The organism is Cytobacillus sp. Hz8 (assembly GCF_042263505.1).
GTDB lineage: Bacteria > Bacillota > Bacilli > Bacillales > Cytobacillaceae > Bacillus_BE.
Genome location: NZ_JBHKFI010000013.1, coordinates 1 through 21,938, shown reverse-complemented (window position 1 = coordinate 21,938; position 21,938 = coordinate 1). Strand labels below are relative to the sequence as shown.

The window sequence follows — 21,938 nt, the reverse complement described above, 5'->3', positions numbered from 1 at the left end:
TCAATATAAAAAAACAAAAGAATTTTTGTTAAGATGGCTCAAAGTCAGTTTTAAATAAAAATAGCTTCGAATAAGAATGTTCTTTTGGAGGGATTGGTTTATTTTCAACCAGGTATTGTGGAAGTAAAAGCTTTATTCTCTTGCATATATAGGTAATGGTTAACATGTTACTGCTCATGGGAAATACCTCTAAGAGATTACATAGTTTTAGCAGGGTTTAAAAATTAAGAAGCAAAGAACTGTCCCCTCGCTTCGTAGAAAAAGTTGTATAATGGAAATACAGGTTTAATGATTTCATCTTAGAGGTATGATTAAGTTTTAAATTGTAACGATATTTGATGATAATTCAAACGAGCATTCTTCTGTGCTGAAAAGGCTGCCAATTCATTGAGAGTTTTTTATTAAAGTTTTGAAAACTTTGCTGGCTATTGTCAAAAGTCTCCAAAATGCTTGAAACATCATTGAATATGAATAAGGAGATTTGGCAAATGAATAGTGTTTTATTATTAACGATTATTGTAGTTGTTTTTGCAGTGCTATTTGATGTGATTAACGGATTCCATGATACAGCAAATGCCATTGCAACGGCGATCTCTACCAAAGCCATTAAAATGAAACATGCCATTCCGTTGGCAGCATCGATGAACTTTCTCGGTGCTTTGACTTTTACAGGTGTTGCGAAAACCATTACTGAGGGGATTGTCAATCCATTTGAATTATCGAATGGATCAGTTGTTATTTTAGCCGCTCTTTTAGCTGGTATCACATGGAACTTAATAACTTGGTATTTAGGGATACCGAGTAGTTCGTCGCATGCCATTATTGGTGCCATTGCGGGGGCAGCGATAGCAGCATCGGGATTTACATCATTAAACTATGCCGGTTTTATTAAAATAATTGAAGGCCTAATTCTCTCGCCTATTGTTGCCTTTGTACTTGGTTATATCGTTTATAGTATTTTTAAAGTTATCTTTAAAAAAAATAATTTAGCAAAAACAAATAAGAGATTTCGGGTTTTTCAAATATTTACTGCAGCTATACAGTCCTATTCACATGGGACAAATGATGCGCAAAAAACAATGGGGATTATCACGATGGCTTTGATGGCTAGCGGTCAACTATCTTCAAATGAGATCCCACTTTGGGTACAATTTGCCTGTGCCGCTGCCATGGGTCTTGGGACAACGATCGGTGGATGGAGAATTATCAAAACCGTTGGGGGAAAAATTATGAAAATTCGTCCCGTTAACGGAGTAGCGGCTGATTTAACTAGCGCAATGATTATTTTTGGAGCTACCTTTTTGCATTTTCCAGTTAGTACAACACATGTTATCTCATCTTCTATTATGGGTGTTGGTGCTTCCCATCGCATAAAAGGAGTGAAATGGAATACTGCCGAACAGATCGTTATTACTTGGGTAATTACTCTTCCTTTATCTGCTGCATTATCCGGGATTATTTATTTACTTTTAGATTTGGTTTTTTAAGGTCAAAAAAAATGGTGGCTACACCGAAGCAAAACTATTTAATTTTAGTACCTGTATCTACTAAGTCTTTTACTACAATTCTCTGTTTATAGTGAGAAGTTATGTATGATTCTTTCTAATTTGTTTGGACGCTAACAATTTTGAAAGGATCATTTTTTGCTTTTTAGAAGAATATGTGGAAACCATTTAATATATTTACAAAATCATTTTATATTAGCTGTATAATCGCTTGATTGAATTGGATATGTGAATAAAACTTTAAAACTACTCGATATAAAGAAGAGGGATTTTAGCCTGTTTTATAAAAGCAGAACAAATATTAAGAACATTGTGATAAAATTAGTTGGTGTAGGAATATTGGATAATATTTACTTGATTTACATGAAGGATTGGAGTGAAAACACATGGTAAGACAAGGAACTAAGATACTAAAAAAAAGGCTGGCAATGTCTATAATTATTGCATGTAGTCTTTTTATTGGTTCCATGGGAGTGGGAGCAGAGGGTCGCGCTTCAACAGACAAAGTGGCGCAAGCATCCCAAATTTCTAGCTTTACACAAGCAGCTACGGTTTCGAAAAAAGGGATTCTAACCTACCCTAAGAAATTTAGCATGAAAACCGTGACGACTGAATTAAAGCCAGAAGCAGCAAAGTTGATAAAAATCTATGGTGATTCCCTTTATACAGGAAAAACTACTTCTTTTAATTCATACGTTGACAAACATGTCGCAGAAAAAACGAGCAGTAATTATCTGCTTGGCCGCAAGTATGTAAAAAATAATTACAGTCAAAAAGTAAAAGGAATGCGAAAAGTAAATTCGAAGAAAGTACTTGCCTCTTATTCGAAAGCGCTTAAACTAGCGACGACTTCCAAAGTAAAAGTAAGTAATACATATAAAGGAACGGGTTTTGCTAACTTTTCATATGAATTCCAGCCTCCAAATTTTGATGCGTTTGGAAGGGTTACAGTCCAATTTAGTTTTACTCAATTGAAAAATGGCAATTATGTGTTAGAGGACATTTATTTTATTTATTAGGTAGCTGGGAAAGAAACTGGAATTTTCATTGATAGCAGAAATATATCTATAACTAACGAGAAGATCTTAATTAATCTGGCGCCTAGTCAAGGAAATATGAAAAATGAGTTAAGCAATTAAATGATGATTCCTATGCTGAAAGGGGTCATCTTTTTTATAAGTTCTTTTTATAAACCTTGTTGCTCATGGTAATAATTTGATAGATTCCTTTTGAACACCTTTAGATTAATTCAAAGATAATCATGTTTGAACTAAAGTCTCATTTGGACAACATGAACGAAATACTAGGGTATAGAATCCAAAATAAGAACTCATTCGGACAGTCTGGAAGAAATTCAGAGGGAAAGAGTCCGAATCAAGCTTTTATTCGAACAGTATAGATGATTTCCAAAAACATCAAGTCAGATCAGAATCGGAAGCCATAGAGTGAAATTTTAAGACAAGCCCTGTTCGAAAAAACACTAATCCTCAGGGAAATAGCATTTTTAAAATAGTAACAATAATAATTTAAATAAACCATGTAATGATTTATTTTTACCTTAAATTCAGATCAAGGTTATAGAATCAAGTAGCATTAAGGGAAAACAAAAAGGAAGTAGAGAAAGACAATTTATTTTTCTCCACTTCCTTTTTTAGGTGCTATTTTTGACCGAGCTTTTATCTCAGTTAAGTTTGAAAATTGACATCCATCTAACTAATAATGTTTGCAGATATTATTAAAGAGTGTTTTTCCTATACTTTAATGTATCGTCATATCACTTATATGTATACAAAACGATACATTAAAGTACTCAAGTTTTATGATGTTCTCTTTAATAAAATTAGCGCGTTTAGATGATTTAATCATTTAAGGCATCCACTTGATTTGAAGTGACAGGTAAAATTGCTTCTTTCTGCGGCTTTTTTGGGATAGCGTCATTATGTGGCATTTCGCTGTGTCCGTAACTGCGGTGAACCATCATATATACTGTCCCAATTACAACAACGACAAATCCTGATAGGAGTACGATATAGTTGTCATACCAAGGGGCATCTGGTGTTCTTGGCCAGCACATGTTAATCATCGCGATGATCCCGTAGATAAGGGCGCCGATATTGACAGGAAGTCCCCACTTGCCTAATTGATACTTGCCGCTTGGCTGCCATCCTTTTAGTCTTGCTCGAAGTGCAGCAAGGACAACCATTTGGAATCCTAAATAAATGCCAAGTGAGGCAAAACTAATAATCTTGTTGAGAGCATCAGTCGATACTTTAGATCCTAGTACGATTATGGCTGGGACAATGGCGGCAAGAAGTAAGGAGTATGGTGGGATATGACGAGAAACGGAAAACTTTTTTAATAAGCGGCTTCCGATTATCATGTCATCGCGTCCATAAGAATAGGCAAGTCTACTTGCGGCGGCTTGTAAACTCATTGCACATGAAAGGAATGAAATTAAGACAATACCAAGAACAATCTTTGCACCAACCGAACCAAATGCGGTATTTAGCAGGGTATCAACAGGGGTTACATCCTTTCCAGCGATAACGGCCGGGATATCAGCCACTGATAGGACTAAAGCAAGGCAAACAAATGTAGCGGCTGCACCGCCGATGTAAATCGTTCGACGCATGGCTTTTGGAATTAAAACACCTGGGTTGGGTACTTCTTCAGCCACATCACCGCAAGCTTCAAACCCATAATATTGAAAAATTCCAATTAATCCAGCAGCTGCAAATGCATACAAGTAGCTATGACTTCCTTGAGCACCAAAAGAATCAAAGAGAATACTGAGACTGTGATGCCTTTGGGTGAGCAGTAACCAAAAACCAACGACAAGGGCTCCAATAATTTCAGCGGTAAACCCAATCACTGCTGCAGCTGCGAGTACTTTTGTACCAAGAAAATTGATGATGGTCGAAAGAACAAGGATGATGATGGCACAAAGAATTGTTGCGTTCACCGATATTTCAAAACCCAAGACTTGAGCGAGATAAGGTCCAGCTCCGTAGACCACACTGGCAATCGTTACGAGCAGAGCCACTAAGTAGATCCAACCTGTCATCCATGCCCATTTACGTCCCCATAATCTTCGCGCCCATGGATAAACTCCACCTGCAACAGGGTATTGCGCAACAATCTCACTGAAAACGAGTGCGACAAGTAATTGTCCAAGACCAACAATGAGAAAACTCCAAATCATGGGAGGACCGCCTTGGGCTAGAGCATAGGCAAATAATGTGTAAACACCTACTACTGGTGAAAGGTAGGTGAACCCGAGAGAAAAATTTGCCCATGGACTCATGTCGCGGCGAAATTCGGATTTATAACCTAGCGATGCAAGGTGCGCAGCATCGCTATCATGGTATTCTGACTTTGATCCATTCATTTTTTTGTTCAAATCTTCTTGCATATTTTGAGCCTCCTTAAAATTGAAGTTATAGTTTTACATGCAAGTACTGTGCCAATGTTGAAATTATAATAATGTTCAGTAAATTCAGCTATTCTAGTAATAGATGTAACAAAGTAATTTCATTTTTGATATTAAATATTCGACTATGAATTTATTATTAGGGTGGGAGAAAGGCGTCAAACACCTACATAACATCTTTGATAAATGGAAAAATAGTTGATCGATAAGAGGATTTGGCAGATATTAAATTAAAAGGAGGTTGATTCAAAGACTATCTGGTCTTAACATCAACCACCTTATAACATTTCTATTAATGATTGGAAAACCAGCCTGTTGGTCCTACATTAAGACTGATGTTAATTTGTTTTACTTCTTGGAATTCATCTAGACCAAATGTTCCAAGACTTGAACCAATTCCGCTTTGTTTATACCCATGCCATGGAGCTTCGTTATAGGTTGGACCATATGTGTTAATCCAAGTAATACCGGCACGAACTTGCTTAATGACGCGCATGGCTTTTGCACCGTCTGAAGTGAATACACCGCCGGCAAGACCATAGATTGTGTTATTTGCTAGTTTAACAGCCTCTTCTTCATCTTTGAACTTTTGAATAACGGCAACAGGTCCAAAGATTTCTTCTTTTACAATCCGCATTTCAGGAGTAACATCAACGAAAACAGTGGGTTCAACGAAGAAGCCTTTATCTAACCCATTTTCCGTAATCCGATTTCCACCACTGGCTAGCGTGGCGCCTTCTTTTTTCCCGATTTCAATATATTCTAGAATATTTTTAAGCTGTGATTCACTTACGATTGCTCCCATTTCAGATCCTTCAGCTAATCCTGGTCCTACTTTAATATTTTTGGCGCGCCTTATGAACTCTTCCACGAAATGATCATAAATCGTTTCTTCCACAATAATACGACTTCCCGCAGAACATACTTGGCCAGAGCCATAGAATATCCCAACTAATGCATGATCTACTGCTGTTTCAAAATCAGCATCAGCAAAAATAATATTTGGTGATTTTCCTCCTAGTTCAAGCGAGATTTTTTTTAAATTTCCAGCAGCATTCCGCATAATGTTTCTTCCAACTTCAGTACTCCCTGTAAAGGAAACCATATCTACATCATGGCTGCGGGCGATGGTTTCACCAATAATTGAACCTTGACCTAATACTAAATTCACGACTCCTTTTGGAACACCTGCTTCATCAATTATTTCGATTAATTTTGTTGCTGTGACGGGAGTGACTTCAGCTGGCTTATAGACAATTGTATTTCCAGCTGCAAGTGCAGGGGCAAATTTCCACACACTCATGAGGAAAGGAAAATTCCAAGGGACAATTAATCCTGTAACTCCTACTGGCTCGCGTACAACCATTGCTTGCAGCGGATCTGCAACATGATAAGTTTCTCCATCTGGAGTTCTAATCAAACCGGCATAATAACGGAAACATGATGCAGCATCATCTATATCAATATCAGCCTCTGCTTTGATTTTGCCATTATCTTTTATTTCAAGCTCAACAAGCTCATCATGTTTTTCATCAATCAAATCCGCTATTTTTAAGAGATAAGCAGAACGTTCTTGTGCGCTGATCTTAGACCAAACGCCACTTTCAAAGGTCGCCTTTGCCACTTTAATCGCTTCATTGGTTTCTTCTATAGTAGCTCTTGGAGCAATAGCAATTAATTCCCCATTGGCCGGATTGATCACTTTATTGGTATCGGGATTAGTAGAAAGTCTCCATTCCCCATCAATAAATAATTTTAATTCTAATACTTGTGTAGTTACTGTCATAAACATGACCTCCTAAATATTAATTTTATATATTGTCGTTGCTCATCTAAAAGAGTTCTTATAGGTTTAAAACGAGCTCCTTCTCAGGTTCTTTTGCTCTTGAGCAACAAGTTAGGATGACCTTTCTTGAACGTCTTTCTTCTTCTTTGTAGAAATGATCTCGGTGATCAACTTCTCCTTCAATAACTTGTATTTCGCAGCTTCCGCATCCGCCAACTTTACAAGAATAGGGAGCTTCTACTCCGGCTTTTAAGAGTGCTTCTAGTAAAGTTTCATCCTTGGAAACTGCCACTTTCTTACCACTGTTTGCTAGTTTGATCATAAACGGATTTTTTGGCCCTTCATCTGTCGTAGAGAATAATTCAAAATGAATGGAATGATTTGGATAACCATAGTTTTCTGCTGCATTTTTAAATTCTTTTACCATGAAGTGTGGTCCACAGAAATACACATGAGAACCAATTCGATGCTCTGCCATTATGGCAGGCGTCATTTTATGAGGGCGTTCTGTTCTTGAAAAATAGAAGTGGCATTTTCCAGGATATTTGGCATTCAATTCATCGTAAAAAGCACAATCCTCTTTTGTTTTTGCGGCATAATGTAATTCAAATGTTTGGCCTTCGGTTGTTAAATCTTCCATCATTGTCACAAATGGGGTAATCCCAATTCCTGCTGCATAAAATACATGATGCTTCGCCCCTTTAAAGGCGAGTGGAAAATGATTTTTAGGCCAACTAATTTCCAGACAATCACCTACTTGCAACCTTTCATGCCAATAAACAGAGCCTCCTCGTGAATGCTCCTGCTTACGTATCGCAATGGCGTATTGACTACGATCAGTTGGATGACTAATAAGGGAATAATTTCTTTCAATCAGCTCATCATTGTCTTTTAAATAAGTTGTGATATGTGAACCACCGGTAAATGCAGGTAATAATTCTTGTTCAACCGGAAATAGATGGAATCGTTTTATATCTTTTGTTTCCTGTACTATTTTTCCAACCCGTACTTTTATTCTCCCAAAGGTCTTCATCAACATCACTCCCATCATTGATTTGTTCATTTTTATATGTGATTTAATTGGATGTTACGAAAGCTGGATTGTAAGGATAGCCAATATACCCTTTTCGCTTTCTTGAGAAGAAAGGCCCAATTTCTAAGCTGATTTGGCAATGATGGCAGCTGGTATCCGTTTCTTCAGGTTCTACTTCTTGGTGATGATAGCATTTCATGCAATAGACATAGCGCTTCTTTTTCCCCATAATGAATGTTTGAATTTCATCTTCTGAGAAGCCTGCTTCAATGGCCGCTGAAAATATAGTTACGGCATGTTCCCAATTAGCAGAAATATAAAGATGGGTTCCCATTTTTTGCTGATTGAGCACTTCGTTTATATTCTGTAATTGTAGTTCATCGTTAATTTGGATGAGTTCATATTCTTTTTTGCCATGAATTTGCATGATCAGTTGCTGGATGGTATCTACTTCCTTGGGTTCAGCAGAAACAATAAGGAATTTTCTTCGATCCTGCCTAGTGGTGAATTTTTCGACAATCGTTTCTGATCGGTCGAATAGTACAGGGCTGTTGTATACCACTTTTTTATCCCTCCAATCTCATCAATTAGTTAGTTTGTAGTCGGACTTTTTCATATAAATTCTTTAAATATTCAACGGTAGGTTCAATAAATGGGGTAAATCCTTTATAATCGGCCATTGGTTTCGGAATATCTGAAAGGATGGAGTAGGTTTGCGCGAGCCATTCCGGTCTTAAGGCTAAATCCTTCATGGCAAGAAATTGAGTATTTAAGACGAATAAAATTGCATTGCTTCTTGGCATACGATAGAATTTTTGTTCTTCGACACGAAGCCTTACAAGTTCTCCCGCATTTTCAGGAGTAACTAAGAAGCGTGTTGGACCCCAAGTATCAAAGGTTTCATAGTTCACATCCCAACGATTTGCCATCAGATTCCAATTGATTCTTGTCCAAGGCTCACCGGGTAAAACATTTCTTAATAAAAAATTCCGCACTCTTTCAGCGAGGGGGACACCTGTGCGTGAAACAAATGGGACGGGCCCGTGAATTTCGTCAAATGACATTCCTTTATTCCAGTGCGGGGAGAAAAGAGCAGCATAGGATTCTTGGGCAACCTCCAAATACAGATTGTCATCGCGATGAACCATTAAAACGAAATCTGTTGTAAAATGACGGCCGATTAAATCAAGTGGCTCAAGTTTGATGCTTGAGCAATCGCCAAAGATGAAGGATTCCGTTTCATTTAAGAGGAAATTATGAAAAGTCCAATAATCTCCGTTCTTTTCAAGTTTGAAATATTCCGGGTAAGCTTCAACCGACATATTCATAAGCATTTCTGCTACTTCCCATTGCATTTCCATGGTGTGGGGGTAAGATTGGAATCTTACTTCCGTCTGTTCATTCAGCAACTCTCTTTTCCTTTGTATTTGTTTTTGATACTCTGGAGTAATTTGGACGCAATCCATTTCATCTTTATCCAGTTTTCTTAAATCATTCGAATACCGATAGTTGGAACCTTCTTTAATACGATGAAAAGGATAAGGAAATAAGTCTAGATTAGTAGAATCGTACATGTAAAATTCCTCCTTTGATTTGTACCATAATATAAGTTTTTGGGTAAAAATCCAGAAAAATATATTATTTTACTTTATGTAGATGCAATATTTGTGCCAAATTAATAATTTTGATCTTTCTTGAGGTTTTTTGGGGGGAATGATGTCTATGTAAAATTTTCTTTCATTATTACAATCCCTTTCCTAAAGTGAAGAGACGGCTAAAAATAAAAAGTTCATTCAATCTCTTAATTATGTACTCAAATAAAAGATTTTTTCTTCATCATTTTCTTTTTGAAATATTAAAGTTTTTATATTCAGAAAATTCATAATTGAAATTTTTATTTAAATATGAAATAATTATTTAATCATTTTAACTCTATTGAAGGAGTGTTATATGGGTGTGTCCATGATTTTATCCAATGAACAATTGTTTCAAGTTTATCAATCAAGTATGTTATCTATTTACGACGAAATTATTGTAACGGATTTAAAGGGAACCATTTTACATCGAAGTGGAGAATTGAAAAATTTTTGGTCAACAAGCACTGGCACACTTAAAGGGAAAATAATAGAGCTTGAGGAAATGTCTTTCTTTGGTGATTCTATTTTCCAATTATTAAATAGGGAGCTACATTCTCTTCAATTAAAGGCCTGGAATGGCAGTCATATTCTCATTACTATTTTTCCCTCAAATAATAATAAGAAAGAAATAATTCTGTGGGGATTAAAAGGTCTTTCTGATTCATTCATTGAATCAGTCGAGATAACCGCAGATAAGGAGATCAAACCTATTCCTTCAATGGTGGTTCATAGTGATAAAATGAAGGATGTCTTGCATATAATTGATATGGTTTCAAAGGTTTCAACTACTGTTCTTTTATTAGGGGAATCAGGTGTTGGAAAAGAGATGATTGCGAAAACCATTCATCAATTAGGAAATAGAAGGTCAAAGCCATTTATTGCCGTTAACTGTGGGGCTATACCGGAAAATTTATTAGAAAGTGAATTATTCGGTTATGTTGGCGGGGCTTTTAGTGGTGCAAATAAAAATGGTGCGCCTGGAAAATTTGAATTAGCCAATGAAGGGATTATTTTTCTTGATGAAATTTCAGAAATGCCACTAAACTTGCAAGTAAAGTTACTTCGTATTTTACAAGAAAGAGAAGTGACACCATTAGGAAGTTCCAAATCGATTCAAATTGATGTTCAAATTATTGCGGCCACAAATCAATCATTAGAAAAAATGGTCAGGGATGGACGATTTAGAGAAGACTTATATTATCGTTTAAATGTTATCCCCATTCATATTCCTTCATTAAGGGAAAGAATTGAAGAGATTCCTTATTTAATCTATCATTTTGTTGCAAAATATAATGCATTATTTAATCGAAATATTAATCTATTACCTGATGCTATTGATTTATTGTGTATGCATGATTGGCCGGGGAATGTTCGGGAATTAGAGAATACGATTGAACGAATCGTTGTGACTAGTAGAGAATGTAATATGGATGCAAGCTTGGTTTCCAAGTATATTCCCAGTAAAACGGATGAGATTAAGGAACCTCCAATTATTCATCATATCATGCCGCTGCAAGAAGCTGTTGATAGAATTGAAGAACAATTAATTAATATGGCGATTGAAAAATATAAATCGGTTAAGCTTGCAGCAAAAGTACTGGATATTAGTCAACCTACTATGAGTAGGAAATATAAAAAGATTCGTGAGAAACTACAGCACCGCGCTCTCTCACATTCCAAAAAAAGATACGTACTCGAACAACATTTAAATAAACAATTACGGTCAATGGCAATTGTGACATCCGCAGTTATTCTTCCAGAAGAAACCTCTGAATTAGTGAATCAACATGTTCCACCGTCCAACCTTACTTTTCAAAAGGTACAGAAAAAATTAACAAAAATCCGTGAGCAAGAAGGAATTATTGAGTGGGTTTACATTTTTAAAGCGGTCAATAATAAAATGCTGAATATTGTTGCTGATGAGGGCTTTATTATTCCGACAGGACAATTATATGAAGGTCCACCTGAAATGATGGAAGTAGCTTATGAGGCTTTGAAAGGAAAAGCGGGTGTTACTCCATTATATAAAGATATCTACGGTGAATGGAAAACGAGCTTTGCTCCTTTAGCAGATCCCAATGGACAGGTTATTGCAATTATTGGGTTTGACCATACTAAATCTTATATCGAAGCCGAGTTAAAGAAGATTGAGAATATGTTAAAAAGGAATTAGGTAGTTGGGATGATTTTTTTTGTAAAATATCAATAGATGAACAGACTCTAAAAAAAACTGTAGAGCCTGTTTCGATAAAAAAACACTTTTGTACCCTGTAGGTTGATTTGATTTACCATATAGGGTACATTTTTTTATTTGGGGTTGATGGATTAAATAAGACTATCGTTTAATCGTGCTCATTTTTAATAAGATGCCGGCTCTCAATGAATATCTAATGTTAAAGAGATTTTTGGTAGACCATTTGAGTTGTTGTAATTTTTTTGCTTTTTTAATAATCTAAAATTAGTTCTAATTCGGAGATTCGTTATTAGTAAATATTTGAAGGATTTAAAATCTATTGTTAAAGTAAAGTTGACGTTGCCTTTTTCATAGGTTGTTTAGTTGAACTTAAGAAGATGAGCTGTACAGATAATGAACAAGTGATAGACACAAGATTGGTGTGATCTATTTTAGGGATTAATTAGTATTTTGGGTTAAGCATCAAACTGCATAGTTGTAAACAGACTTCAAACTGAGAAGTCCAACTATATGGGAGGTTGATTAAATGAAAAAGGTTATTTTAAGTGCAGATAGTACTTGCGATTTAGATGATATTTTAAAAGAGAGATATGAAGTCCATTGTCATCCGCTTCATATTATTTTAGGCGATAAAGATTATAAAGATGGTGTTGATATGACGCCGGATGATATTTATGAAACCTATCAAAGGGAGCGAATTTTACCGAAAACGACAGCTCCTAATCCTGCTGAGTACATGGATTATTTTAAAAAGTGGACAGATGAAGGCTATGAGGTCATTCATATAAGTCTTGGTTCAGGGATTTCTTCTTCTTATCAAAATAGCTGTTTGGCCGCTACTGAGCTTGGAAACGTTTATCCAATTGATTCATGCAATTTATCTACAGGGATGGGTCTCCTTGTGATAGAGGCAGCTGAACGGATTGCTATGGGAATGCCGGCAGCTCAAATTTATCAAGAAGTGAATGACATCAAATCTAAAGCTCATGCGAGCTTTGTCATTGATAGTCTTACATATCTTTATGAGGGAGGAAGATGTTCAGCACTTGCTGCCTTTGGCGCCAATTTATTAAATATTAAACCTTCCATTGAGGTCGATAATACCTCTGGAAATATGAGGGTTGGGAAGAAATATCGCGGTGCGCTGACTAAGGTATTAAAACGCTACACAATCGATCAGCTAAAGGATCAGACTGATCTAAATCTCAATCGGGTTTTTATTACTCATTCAGGCATAGCCCCTGAGAGCATCGATTTAGTTAGAAATACAATAGAAGAACTTACAGATTTTAAAGAAATTCTGATAACACGTGCTGGATGCACGATCTCTTCTCACTGTGGTCCGAATACACTTGGGGTCTTATTTATGTCAAAATAAAGCATTTTGGGTTAACCTTTTTGTCTAAAAAAGATAAGGTATATGTATATTTTAACCAAATACGAATATTCCCCAAAATATTATGTCATAATGAAGATACATAAAGTCTTTTTCTCAATTTGCAAGTTAATGGTAAAGATTTTCATATGCACGCGTAAATGGGTAGCCCCAAGTAAACCTTCCTTAGTCATTTACTAGGTGCAAATACATATTTATTTTTCAAAAAAAGAAATCTGTCGGGAGGGTATTATGGGAAGATTAATTCATTTTGAAATTCATGTGGATGATATGGAACGGGCTAAGAAGTTTTATGGAGAGGTGTTTGGCTGGTCATTCCAAGATTGGAGTGAGTATGCAGGAATGCCTTACTTTGGTGCTATGACGGGGGCCGATAATGAACCTGGAATCAATGGTGCTTTAATGCAACGTCAAAATGCTCCAAGTGAAACAAGTCAAAGATTAAATGCTTTTGCTTGTACAATGGGAGTGGAAGATTACGATGTAACGGAAGCGAAAATTATAGAGAATGGTGGTAAAGTGGCTATGCCGAAATATGCACTCCCTAAAATGGCATGGCAAGGCTACTATCTGGATACTGAAGGCAATCTATTTGGAATTCATCAACCTGATGAGAATGCTAAATAGAGTTTCATTATGGATATAAAAAATACAAAGAACCCTAGATTTGTTAGGGTTCTTTGTAATTATTTTTAATGTTGCATGACTTCTTTTCATTATTTATTCAATCCAATTAATATATCAAAATCGATTGTAATCTCAGAAGATTCTCGGTTCAAAAAGGCATCTATATCTGCTTTTTCTGCGGACCAAGAAAGTGGAGACATTTGGACTAAATATTCGAGCTCACTTCGATTTAACTTTTTTACATAGCTTAGGGGAATCACCTCCTTTAGATCAAAATGTTTTTGAAAAAGTTGCACAGTATCGTCATTTGTATAAAACTTTTTATTCGTGTTATTGAATAGGGCTTCTCGTAATTCTTTAAGATAATTCTTTCGAGGAACTACTTTGATGACGAGACCATTTGAAACCAAAATCCTCTTAAATTCCTTGTAGTTTGATGGAGATAGGATATTAAGAATGACATGAAAAGTTTGATTCTCAAGTGGTAAGTTTGCTAAATCGCCTACAAGCCAAATTGGTTCTTTATATTTCTTAGCAGCCATAATAATGCCTTCTTTTGCAATGTCTAAACCAACTCCAATCATTTCCTTTTTCTTACATCCTTCTAAAATTTTCTGCAGATGTGATCCTTCTCCGCAGCCCGCATCAAGGATCAAAGATGGGAATCTTGCATGATTTAAATATTCTAGGATTATGTTTGCAATCTTCTCATGTAGGGATGAGTAGAGGTTGCTCTCCAAAATGATTTTTTGTCTTGCTTCAAATAATTCTTTATGGTAGTGACTTTGAGATGGATGCGGCAATAGATTTAGGTATCCCTGTTTGGAAAAATCAAACGTATGGTTTTTCGAACAGATTAGGCTTTTAAGTTTAACAACCTTCATTGGTTTTTTGCATAATGGGCACTTAAAAATGGACTCGATTTTTTTCACGTATTCTGCGCATCTCTCTTTTGTATTTTTCGTCGTCAATGAAGACACCTCGTTAATTTTTGATTAAAAATGATTGAACATCCTCTTTTTTCTCGGGTTGTTTTATCCCACTCTTAACGGACATTTTGACTCCCACTTCAAGATTCTGAGAATACGAAGAAGATAAGTGGGAGATCAACTGTCCGTAAAGGTCCGACGACGGACAGGATGTCCTAGTCAGGCGAAAGCCACAGGACGTGGCGCTATGAGCGTGATAAGTGAAATAAGATTTTTCTTTGGGCTTCAGCCCTTAGAAAAATCAATCAGGCTCTGCGTGACTAACCATCAGTGGGGGATGAATGGCAGACTAAAAGCGCGACGTCAATCGCTACGTCTGCACTAGCACGTCCTGTGCGTCGAAAACCCCCACTGATGGAAGTTTCACTTTATAAAATAAAAAAATCACAGGCAAATGGCCTGTGATTCAGAGTAAAGGGAAGATACCTTCTTTATTCGATAATGGGCTTTTAGAAACCGTCAGTAAATAACCCTCTTATCGAAACAAAAAGAAGGAAAAAAGACATAAAGAAAGGCAGAACCAGCCGCCTTTCTCAACATTACATATTTCATACTAGCACGACTAACCGGTAGTACAAGAAAATCCATCGTAAGCTTGCATCTATGAACAAATTACGTGGTCTTCTAATATGAAATGAAGATTATTAAAAAAGGACAGACTTATCCCATTTACTCTGAATACACAAAACAGAGCCTTTGAACATATTTAATTACTTGTTCAAAGTTGGGAATCGAAGTCTCATAAAATGTGTCATTTTTTAATAATCCTCCTAAAAGTGTGAAGTACAGTCATTATTGTAGATTTTTTGATAAGAAAAGTCAAAGGAAAGTAATGTTGTTTTAATGGAGGTTGGGGCGATAAATAACGGTTGAAAATCTTGGTTTATTCATCAAATAAGCAAATGTTAGATAAAAGTTGTGGTGCTCCCTTAATGGAAGACATAAACTGAATGTTCAATTACAGTAGTTTAAAGCGTCTGAAGGGAGAATGATTTTTAAGGTAAGTAATATTGTAGCTCAAGAAGCTATAAGACTATGACCAATTGATGAACAAATACATATTAGACAGGAATAGAGGACACATGTCCTTCAAGGTGAATCATTTTCTAGATATAATTTATTGGAAGGAGGAGATTAAGTATGGAGGATATACTGCAAGCGATTGATCAGTCATCAGAGCCTCAAAGGACCTATTTAAAGCAATTGTTTAAACATATCCCCATATCTAGTCGTTCCTGTCATTTCCTTGAAATAGAGGAGGATACTAAATTTATATCTGCAAATGAGCCATGTAATGAAGTATGGATTTTAATTGAAGGACGTGTGAGGGCAACTGAAGAGCAAATTTCAGGTGATGTCTATGCTTTTATCGATTTCCAAGCACCTGAGTTGTTCGGGGAAATGGAGGGTCTAGCAGGAATTCCATATTATAGGGTTACTTTAATGACAATCACGAATTGTAAATTTTTGATTATGCCTTTGCATCATTACTTGAACTGGATACGAAAGGATTCAGAGGCATTGTTTTTACGAGCGCGTGCTATCACAAGCAGGACTTTGGAGGAGTCAAAAAACAATCATACCTATTTGTTTCTGGATGGGATGAATCGCCTAATGCTCTATCTGATACAGTATTATAGAAAATTTGAAAAGAATAAAATGTGTGTGATGCAAATTAAGAGACAACAAATGGCTGATGAAACAGGTTTCAGTACAAAAACGGTTAACCGCACCATTAAAAAGCTTTCAGATCAAGGATTAATTACGGTTGATAAACGAAAGATTACCATAACTGAAAGACAATATGAACAACTTTCAGCATTAATGGATCAAAGGATAAATTACTAATATTATTCAAAGGAAGTGTGGAGAATGAATCATATCTTAGAAACGATTACATCAAAAAAACTTACCTATGAGCAAAAGGTTATGTCTCTTGCCCATATGGCGGAGGATACTTTATCCATTATTAATATTCCGGAAAAAACTCAATATTATTTTGATTTGAAGGCAATAGATGATTTGTTTGAGGGTCATGCTCCTTATCGGCCACGCTATATGATGCCCGATTATGAGAAGTATATTAAGAATGGTAGTGAGTTCCTCAGAATTAATCCTCCAACTGATTTGGATGAATTATTAAATTCCTTGTTGATTCTGTATAAGCATGTTCCTTCCATTACGGGATTCCCAGTTTATCTTGGTAATCTTGATAAGCTAATTGAACCTTTTTTGGATGGGGTCAGTGATGAGGAGGCACAGAAAAAGCTTCGATTATTTCTTAACTTCCTTGATCGGACTATTACTGATTCCTTCTGCCACGCAAATATTGGTCCGGAGGCTACTCGGGCAGGAAGACTAATTTTAGAGCTGGAAAAGGAATTGCAAAATGCAGTTCCAAACTTTACATTGAAGTATGATCCAGAGATTACCCCGGATGATTTTGCAGAGTTGGCAATTGAAACGAGCCTTTACTGTGCTAATCCTGCTATATGTAACCATAAACTTAACAAGGAAACTTACTCTTGTGATTACGGCATATCAAGCTGTTATAATATCTTGCCGATTGGCGGCGGTGCCTATACTCTTTCTCGTATCACCTTGCCTGGACTTGCAAAGGTTGCGACAAGTACAGAACAATTTTTACATGAACTGCTTCCGGATTGTCTTCTCGCTTTAGGAAATTACATGAATGAACGTGTCAGTTTTTTAGTAGAAAAATCTAATTTTTTTGAGACTTCATTCCTTGTTAAGGAAGGACTTATTCATTCGCATCAATTTGTTGGCATGTTTGGTATTACGGGCCTCGCGGAGTGTGTGAATACATTGATGGGCGTTGGTGGGAAACGCTATGGACATCATGATGATGCCGATAATCTTGCTGATGAAATTATGACGATTATTTCTGATTTCGCGGCAAGATTCCCAGCCAAGTATTCAAAAATTAGCGGTGGACATTTTATGCTCCACGCTCAAGTAGGGATGGATTATGATATTGGCATCACATCAGGAGTACGGATTCCTGTAGGGGATGAACCAGAAAATATCTATCAACATCTCAGACATAGCGCACGATTCCATCGGTTCATAACGACTGGTTGTGGCGATATTTTCCCTTTTGAATCAACTGGCCGAAAAAATCCTGGTGCGATTCTTGATATTGTAAAAGGCGCATTTTCATTAGGTTCCAAATATATAAGCTTTTATGAAGAAAATAGTGATTTAGTACGCATTACCGGTTATTTAGTTAAGCGCAGTGAAATGGAAAAGTTTCGAAATGAGCAGGTAGTTCTGCAAAATACGACACATCTTGGAGCTCCGAATTATGAACATAATCAACTTGAAAAGAGAAAGGTTAGGGGATTATGACGACTGCTCCTGTCAATAAAATTATTCCTTTAAGTCTAGTTGATGGGCCAGGGAATCGGACCTCTATCTTTTTACAGGGATGCAATTTATCCTGTGCCTATTGCCATAATCCTGAAACACAATCAGTATGCAATCACTGTGGTATTTGTGTTGGCGGCTGTCCATCGGGCGCATTGACGATTGTAGGGAACCGTGTAATATGGAATTCTGAAATTTGTCAGCTGTGCGATCAATGTATTAAGGTTTGTCCTTCCAATTCCTCACCACGAGTGAAAATGATGAATCCTGCTGAGGTTTTCCAAGAGGTTCAGAAGAATATTCCCTTTATTCGTGGAATAACGGTATCAGGCGGTGAATGCACTCTTTACCCCAATTTTTTGAAGGAATTGTTTATTTTAGCAAATGCTAATGGGCTTTCTTGCCTAATTGATAGTAATGGAACGACGGATTTTAGTCGCTTTCCGGAATTGATGAAGCTTTGCCATGGAGTCATGCTGGATGTGAAGGCTTGGGATATTCAAACATACAAAAAACTCACTAGGGGGCCAACGAATTCCATTATTAAGAAAAATCTTCGTTATCTTGCAGAGGGAGACAAATTAGAAGAAGTACGAATAGTGTGTTTGCAGGATGAGGTTGACGCGGAGGAAGTAATCAGGGGAATTGCCGAAACCATTGGCGAAAAAGCTGACAATGTAAAGTTAAAGCTGATTAAGTTTAGGCATTTTGGAGTAAAAGGACGATTGGAGAATACTCCGTCACCTGGTGAAGATTATATGCAAAAACTTTTACAGGTGGCCAATGAATGTGGCTTTGAAAATGTTATTCTAGTTTAAGGTTTTCATTGACAGAATTATTGGTATCCGCTGTAGCAAAAGAATTCATTGATACTGTTCGAATGGGATTTTAATTTGGACTCAATATCAAAGGAATTCGCTCAAGCTGTTTGAATAGGCCAATGATTCGGACTTGATTACAAAAGAATTCGAAACAGCAGAGCCTTTTTATCATGAAAATCAAGAGTATAGAGAATCTAAAAAGACAAAAAAGGTGGGAATCGTAACCCACCTTTTTCTTATACGTTAAGAAAGCATAAATTGGTAGCAAAGAAGAAACTCGACGTAGTGGCCAATTTTAGGAATTTAGTATAAGGGCACAAGGAAAGCTTCCGAGAGACGCTTCGCAGCCGAAAAAAGTGCTTTTCTTTTTTCGGTGAACTACGCCTCTGTCTTCGCCCTTAGGGGCTCGCCAATCGGCGAGTTTTCTTTATGTTATTATTGTCCTTCAGTTGGATTTGTACCGTGTTGTCGTTGTACGATGTTCTTTTCCTCCTTAACTGCTTTCTTCTTATTAGGAATAAAGAAAGTGGCAAAGAAGGCTAGGATTCCAAGAATTGCGACAAACATATAAGCATCATTCATTCCTAGAATTGAAGAATCTAGAATCAGTTGTGCTTTGGAGTGAATGCTTCCGGAATCTAACAACATAGTAGCATGACTCTTTGTTCTCGTTGTCATAATGGTGACAACGACTGCAATTCCGATGGAACCAGCTACCTGACGGACTGTATTGGTAATGGCTGTACCGTGTGTATTAAGTTGTTTAGGGAGTGCATTTAGTCCAGCGGTAGTGATCGGCATCGTCATGAAGGAAATCCCGATTCGTAAAATGATTGTTCTAATCATTAAATAGGTGAAACTTGTTGTCTCGGTTAGATTGGTTACTCCCCACATGGAAGAGATAATAAAGATAAGACCGATAAAGGCTAAAGGTTTAGCCCCGACTTTATCAAATAAACGACCTGAAACAGGTGACATAAATGCATTAATTAATGCTCCAGGTAGTAATAATAGACCTGTATCAAGTACTGTATATCCTCTACTTGTCTGTAAGTAGATAGGAAGCAAAATCATATCTGCATACATAATCATGGTGACCAGTATATTGACAATTGCTGTCATCGTAAACATCTTGTTTGTAAAGACTCGTAGATTGAGCAGTGGGTTATTTAAAGTAAGCTGACGCCAGCAGAAGATGATAAGTAAAATAGCTCCGGAAATTAAATAGGTCAACACGACTGAGCTTCCCCAGCCTTTGTCACCAGCGCTGCTAAACCCATAAAGTAATGCCCCAAATCCAGCAGTTGAAAGAATAATACTAATAAAATCCAGTTTTGGTCTGGATGTTTCTGAAACGTTGACAAGAAATTTATAAGATAGACCAATCACAATGGCAACTAGCGGTGCCATGCCGATAAATAGCCAGCGCCAAGAAAAATGTTCGATAATGACTCCTGCAAGGGTTGGACCAATGGCAGGAGCAAAAATCATGACAAGTCCAATTAGTCCCATGGCTGTTCCTCGATTTTCCTCAGGAAAAATAACAAGGGTGACACTCATTAATAGAGGCATGATAATTCCAGCTCCTGCTGCTTGAATGAGCCGGCCGGTTAATAAGAGAGCAAAATTTGGAGCAACCGCATTGATTAAGGTACCGACCAGCAGCAATATCATCGAGCTGAGAAAAAGCTGGCGAGTGCTAAAACGCTGCATTAAAAAGGCTGTCGCTGGGATTAATATCCCATTCACTAACATAAAGCCAGTTGATAGCCATTGAATAGTGGTAGCAGAGACTTTAAATTCCGTCATTAAATCCGGTAAAACCACATTTAGAATCGTTTGATTCAGGATGGATAGAAATGAGCCAAGAAGTAAGACGAATAAAAGTACCCCTTTATTTAATTGTTGATTTGTTTGATTCATATAAAATTAAACGTTCCTTTCTAAATTATATAAATTGTCGACACTTAGTTGCATAATTGATAGAGTGTCGATAAAATAAATTCTAACATATAAAAAGTGAAAATAGCCATATACACTTTTTGAATATATGTTTACTAATAGACGACTACCTATTATTGTGTTGAAAAAATAATAAATATTAGACGAAGGATTGAGTATATGCCTAATAATAAGAGAATGAAAGTCGATCCACGAATTATACGTACAAAAAGAATGTTTAAGGAAGCACTTATATCGTTAATTAAGGAAAATTCTGATATTAATAAATTGACGGTTCAAATGATTGCAGATCGGGCTGAATTAAATCGGGCGACCTTTTACTTACATTTTCGTGATATTGATGATTTAAAGGAACAAATGATTGACGAGGTATTGGCTGAATTAAATAAGATTATGATGTCACCGACTGAGGTGAATAAGGATAAAAAGGGGAAGTCTCGCTTGATTTCTTTTCTTGAGCATTTTTATCAAAATGCAGGTCTTTACAATGTGATGCTTGAAAACAAGGATTTTCGCAAAAGAGTATTCGATATATTGTTAGACATCCTTACCTTTTGGGAAACAAATCGAAAGGAGAAAGGGCGTTCGTTCCAGCTGCCTAAAGAAATTATTGCATCATCGACTTTCGGAATCATATCATGGTGGCTAGAAGAAGGGACTCCATATAGTCCTGAATATTTAGCAAACCTAATTGATCAGAGGTTTAATAATTAATTATTTCCATTTAGATTAATTAAACGGTTATCAAAAAAAAGCTGTAATATCGTCTGTTATCATATTACTCGAAAAGAAACAAACAATATATGTATTAAACCACTTATTCATGACGTAGTGTAACGACATATCACCACTTTGGAGGAGGCAGAAATATGAAATTCAGCGAGGAAAAACTATTATCAGTTGGAGAGCTTGCTTGAAAAGTGGGTGTAACCGTAAGGACTTTGCAATTTTATCCCACTCTTAACGGACATTTTGGCTCCCACTTCAAGATTCTGAGAATACGAAGAAGATAAGTGGGAGATCAACTGTCCGTAAAGGTCCGAAGAGGGATTAAGGTCCTAGTCAGGCGAAGCCACAGGACGTGGCGTTATGAGCGTGATAAGTGAAATAAGATTTTTCTTTGGGCTTCAGCCCTTAGAAAAATCAATCAGGCTTTGCGTGACTAACCATC

General features: G+C 36.6%; 17 protein-coding genes. 9 read left to right on the top strand and 8 right to left on the bottom strand.

Going from position 1 to position 21,938, the window contains the following annotated elements:
• Positions 1-488 precede the first annotated feature (488 nt).
• Together ACE38V_RS15450 and ACE38V_RS15445 are read left to right on the top strand one after the other, a co-directional pair.
• Entirely contained in the window at positions 489-1,487 is a 999-nt protein-coding gene (locus ACE38V_RS15450; protein ID WP_375842556.1) for an inorganic phosphate transporter, read from the top strand.
• Positions 1,488-1,891: 404 nt separating this feature from the next.
• The gene (locus tag ACE38V_RS15445; protein WP_375842555.1) at positions 1,892-2,524 is read left to right on the top strand and encodes a hypothetical protein; all 633 of its coding nucleotides are present in this window, start codon (positions 1,892-1,894) and stop codon (positions 2,522-2,524) included.
• Positions 2,525-3,363: 839 nt separating this feature from the next.
• Here the strand turns inward: ACE38V_RS15445 and ACE38V_RS15440 are convergent.
• The 5 genes from ACE38V_RS15440 to ACE38V_RS15420 all read right to left on the bottom strand — a co-directional run bounded on the left by ACE38V_RS15440 (position 3,364) and on the right by ACE38V_RS15420 (position 9,328).
• On the bottom strand, positions 3,364-4,917 hold the full coding sequence (locus ACE38V_RS15440; RefSeq protein ID WP_375842553.1) for an APC family permease: 1,554 nt from the start codon (positions 4,915-4,917) through the stop codon (positions 3,364-3,366).
• Between the two features lie 310 nt (positions 4,918-5,227).
• Positions 5,228-6,721: an aldehyde dehydrogenase family protein gene (locus tag ACE38V_RS15435; protein WP_375842551.1), complete on the bottom strand. Its 1,494-nt coding sequence runs from the start codon at positions 6,719-6,721 to the stop codon at positions 5,228-5,230.
• A 58-nt stretch (positions 6,722-6,779) separates the two neighbouring features.
• Positions 6,780-7,754 carry a PDR/VanB family oxidoreductase gene (locus tag ACE38V_RS15430; protein ID WP_375842549.1) on the bottom strand — a complete coding sequence of 325 codons (975 nt, stop codon included), beginning with the start codon at positions 7,752-7,754 and terminating at the stop codon, positions 6,780-6,782.
• A gap of 43 nt (positions 7,755-7,797) precedes the next feature.
• Entirely contained in the window at positions 7,798-8,316 is a 519-nt protein-coding gene (locus ACE38V_RS15425) for a dimethylamine monooxygenase subunit DmmA family protein (protein WP_375842547.1), read from the bottom strand.
• Between the two features lie 25 nt (positions 8,317-8,341).
• The gene (locus ACE38V_RS15420) at positions 8,342-9,328 is read right to left on the bottom strand and encodes a heme-dependent oxidative N-demethylase family protein (protein WP_375842545.1); all 987 of its coding nucleotides are present in this window, start codon (positions 9,326-9,328) and stop codon (positions 8,342-8,344) included.
• Positions 9,329-9,704: 376 nt separating this feature from the next.
• Here ACE38V_RS15420 and ACE38V_RS15415 point away from each other — a divergent pair, with 376 nt between their 5' ends.
• The 3 genes from ACE38V_RS15415 (at position 9,705) to ACE38V_RS15405 (ending at position 13,608) form a co-directional block, all read left to right on the top strand.
• Entirely contained in the window at positions 9,705-11,564 is a 1,860-nt protein-coding gene (locus ACE38V_RS15415) for a sigma-54 interaction domain-containing protein (protein ID WP_375842544.1), read from the top strand.
• Positions 11,565-12,111: 547 nt separating this feature from the next.
• Positions 12,112-12,963, top strand: a complete 852-nt coding sequence (locus tag ACE38V_RS15410; RefSeq protein ID WP_375842542.1) for a DegV family protein — start codon at positions 12,112-12,114, stop codon at positions 12,961-12,963.
• 249 nt (positions 12,964-13,212) lie between these two features.
• Positions 13,213-13,608 carry a VOC family protein gene (locus tag ACE38V_RS15405; RefSeq protein ID WP_375842540.1) on the top strand — a complete coding sequence of 132 codons (396 nt, stop codon included), beginning with the start codon at positions 13,213-13,215 and terminating at the stop codon, positions 13,606-13,608.
• 89 nt (positions 13,609-13,697) lie between these two features.
• Here ACE38V_RS15405 and ACE38V_RS15400 read toward each other — a convergent pair whose 3' ends face one another.
• Both ACE38V_RS15400 and ACE38V_RS15395 read right to left on the bottom strand, forming a co-directional pair.
• Positions 13,698-14,579 (bottom strand): putative RNA methyltransferase, encoded by an 882-nt coding sequence (locus ACE38V_RS15400; protein ID WP_375842539.1) that lies wholly within the window; start codon positions 14,577-14,579, stop codon positions 13,698-13,700.
• 728 nt (positions 14,580-15,307) lie between these two features.
• Positions 15,308-15,352 (bottom strand): erythromycin resistance leader peptide, encoded by a 45-nt coding sequence (locus ACE38V_RS15395; RefSeq protein ID WP_127762567.1) that lies wholly within the window; start codon positions 15,350-15,352, stop codon positions 15,308-15,310.
• A gap of 385 nt (positions 15,353-15,737) precedes the next feature.
• Here ACE38V_RS15395 and ACE38V_RS15390 point away from each other — a divergent pair, with 385 nt between their 5' ends.
• From ACE38V_RS15390 to ACE38V_RS15380, 3 genes are read left to right on the top strand one after another with little or no spacing between them, the layout of a single operon-like run.
• Positions 15,738-16,445 (top strand): Crp/Fnr family transcriptional regulator, encoded by a 708-nt coding sequence (locus ACE38V_RS15390; RefSeq protein ID WP_375842537.1) that lies wholly within the window; start codon positions 15,738-15,740, stop codon positions 16,443-16,445.
• 24 nt (positions 16,446-16,469) lie between these two features.
• A complete protein-coding gene (locus tag ACE38V_RS15385) occupies positions 16,470-17,966 on the top strand; it encodes a YjjI family glycine radical enzyme (RefSeq protein WP_375842535.1) in 1,497 nt (498 codons plus the stop codon).
• A complete protein-coding gene (locus ACE38V_RS15380; protein WP_375842534.1) occupies positions 17,963-18,802 on the top strand; it encodes a YjjW family glycine radical enzyme activase in 840 nt (279 codons plus the stop codon). The genes ACE38V_RS15385 and ACE38V_RS15380 overlap by 4 nt, the downstream gene beginning before the upstream one ends.
• Before the next feature lie 438 nt (positions 18,803-19,240).
• Here the strand turns inward: ACE38V_RS15380 and ACE38V_RS15375 are convergent, their stop codons facing one another.
• Entirely contained in the window at positions 19,241-20,728 is a 1,488-nt protein-coding gene (locus tag ACE38V_RS15375; protein WP_375842532.1) for a DHA2 family efflux MFS transporter permease subunit, read from the bottom strand.
• A gap of 198 nt (positions 20,729-20,926) precedes the next feature.
• On the opposite strand from ACE38V_RS15375, the gene ACE38V_RS15370 reads away from it, so the two are divergent.
• Positions 20,927-21,481, top strand: coding sequence for a TetR/AcrR family transcriptional regulator (locus tag ACE38V_RS15370; protein WP_375842530.1), 555 nt, complete (start codon positions 20,927-20,929; stop codon positions 21,479-21,481).
• Positions 21,482-21,938: the final 457 nt, after the last annotated feature.

Coding starts and splice junctions, on each gene's coding strand:
- ACE38V_RS15450 (WP_375842556.1), top strand. CDS start 489: ATGAATAGTGTTTTATTATTAACGATTATTGTAGTTGTTTTTGCAGTG.
- ACE38V_RS15445 (WP_375842555.1), top strand. CDS start 1,892: ATGGTAAGACAAGGAACTAAGATACTAAAAAAAAGGCTGGCAATGTCT.
- ACE38V_RS15440 (WP_375842553.1), bottom strand. CDS start 4,917: ATGCAAGAAGATTTGAACAAAAAAATGAATGGATCAAAGTCAGAATAC.
- ACE38V_RS15435 (WP_375842551.1), bottom strand. CDS start 6,721: ATGACAGTAACTACACAAGTATTAGAATTAAAATTATTTATTGATGGG.
- ACE38V_RS15430 (WP_375842549.1), bottom strand. CDS start 7,754: ATGAAGACCTTTGGGAGAATAAAAGTACGGGTTGGAAAAATAGTACAG.
- ACE38V_RS15420 (WP_375842545.1), bottom strand. CDS start 9,328: ATGTACGATTCTACTAATCTAGACTTATTTCCTTATCCTTTTCATCGT.
- ACE38V_RS15415 (WP_375842544.1), top strand. CDS start 9,705: ATGGGTGTGTCCATGATTTTATCCAATGAACAATTGTTTCAAGTTTAT.
- ACE38V_RS15410 (WP_375842542.1), top strand. CDS start 12,112: ATGAAAAAGGTTATTTTAAGTGCAGATAGTACTTGCGATTTAGATGAT.
- ACE38V_RS15405 (WP_375842540.1), top strand. CDS start 13,213: ATGGGAAGATTAATTCATTTTGAAATTCATGTGGATGATATGGAACGG.
- ACE38V_RS15390 (WP_375842537.1), top strand. CDS start 15,738: ATGGAGGATATACTGCAAGCGATTGATCAGTCATCAGAGCCTCAAAGG.
- ACE38V_RS15385 (WP_375842535.1), top strand. CDS start 16,470: ATGAATCATATCTTAGAAACGATTACATCAAAAAAACTTACCTATGAG.
- ACE38V_RS15380 (WP_375842534.1), top strand. CDS start 17,963: ATGACGACTGCTCCTGTCAATAAAATTATTCCTTTAAGTCTAGTTGAT.
- ACE38V_RS15375 (WP_375842532.1), bottom strand. CDS start 20,728: ATGAATCAAACAAATCAACAATTAAATAAAGGGGTACTTTTATTCGTC.
- ACE38V_RS15370 (WP_375842530.1), top strand. CDS start 20,927: ATGCCTAATAATAAGAGAATGAAAGTCGATCCACGAATTATACGTACA.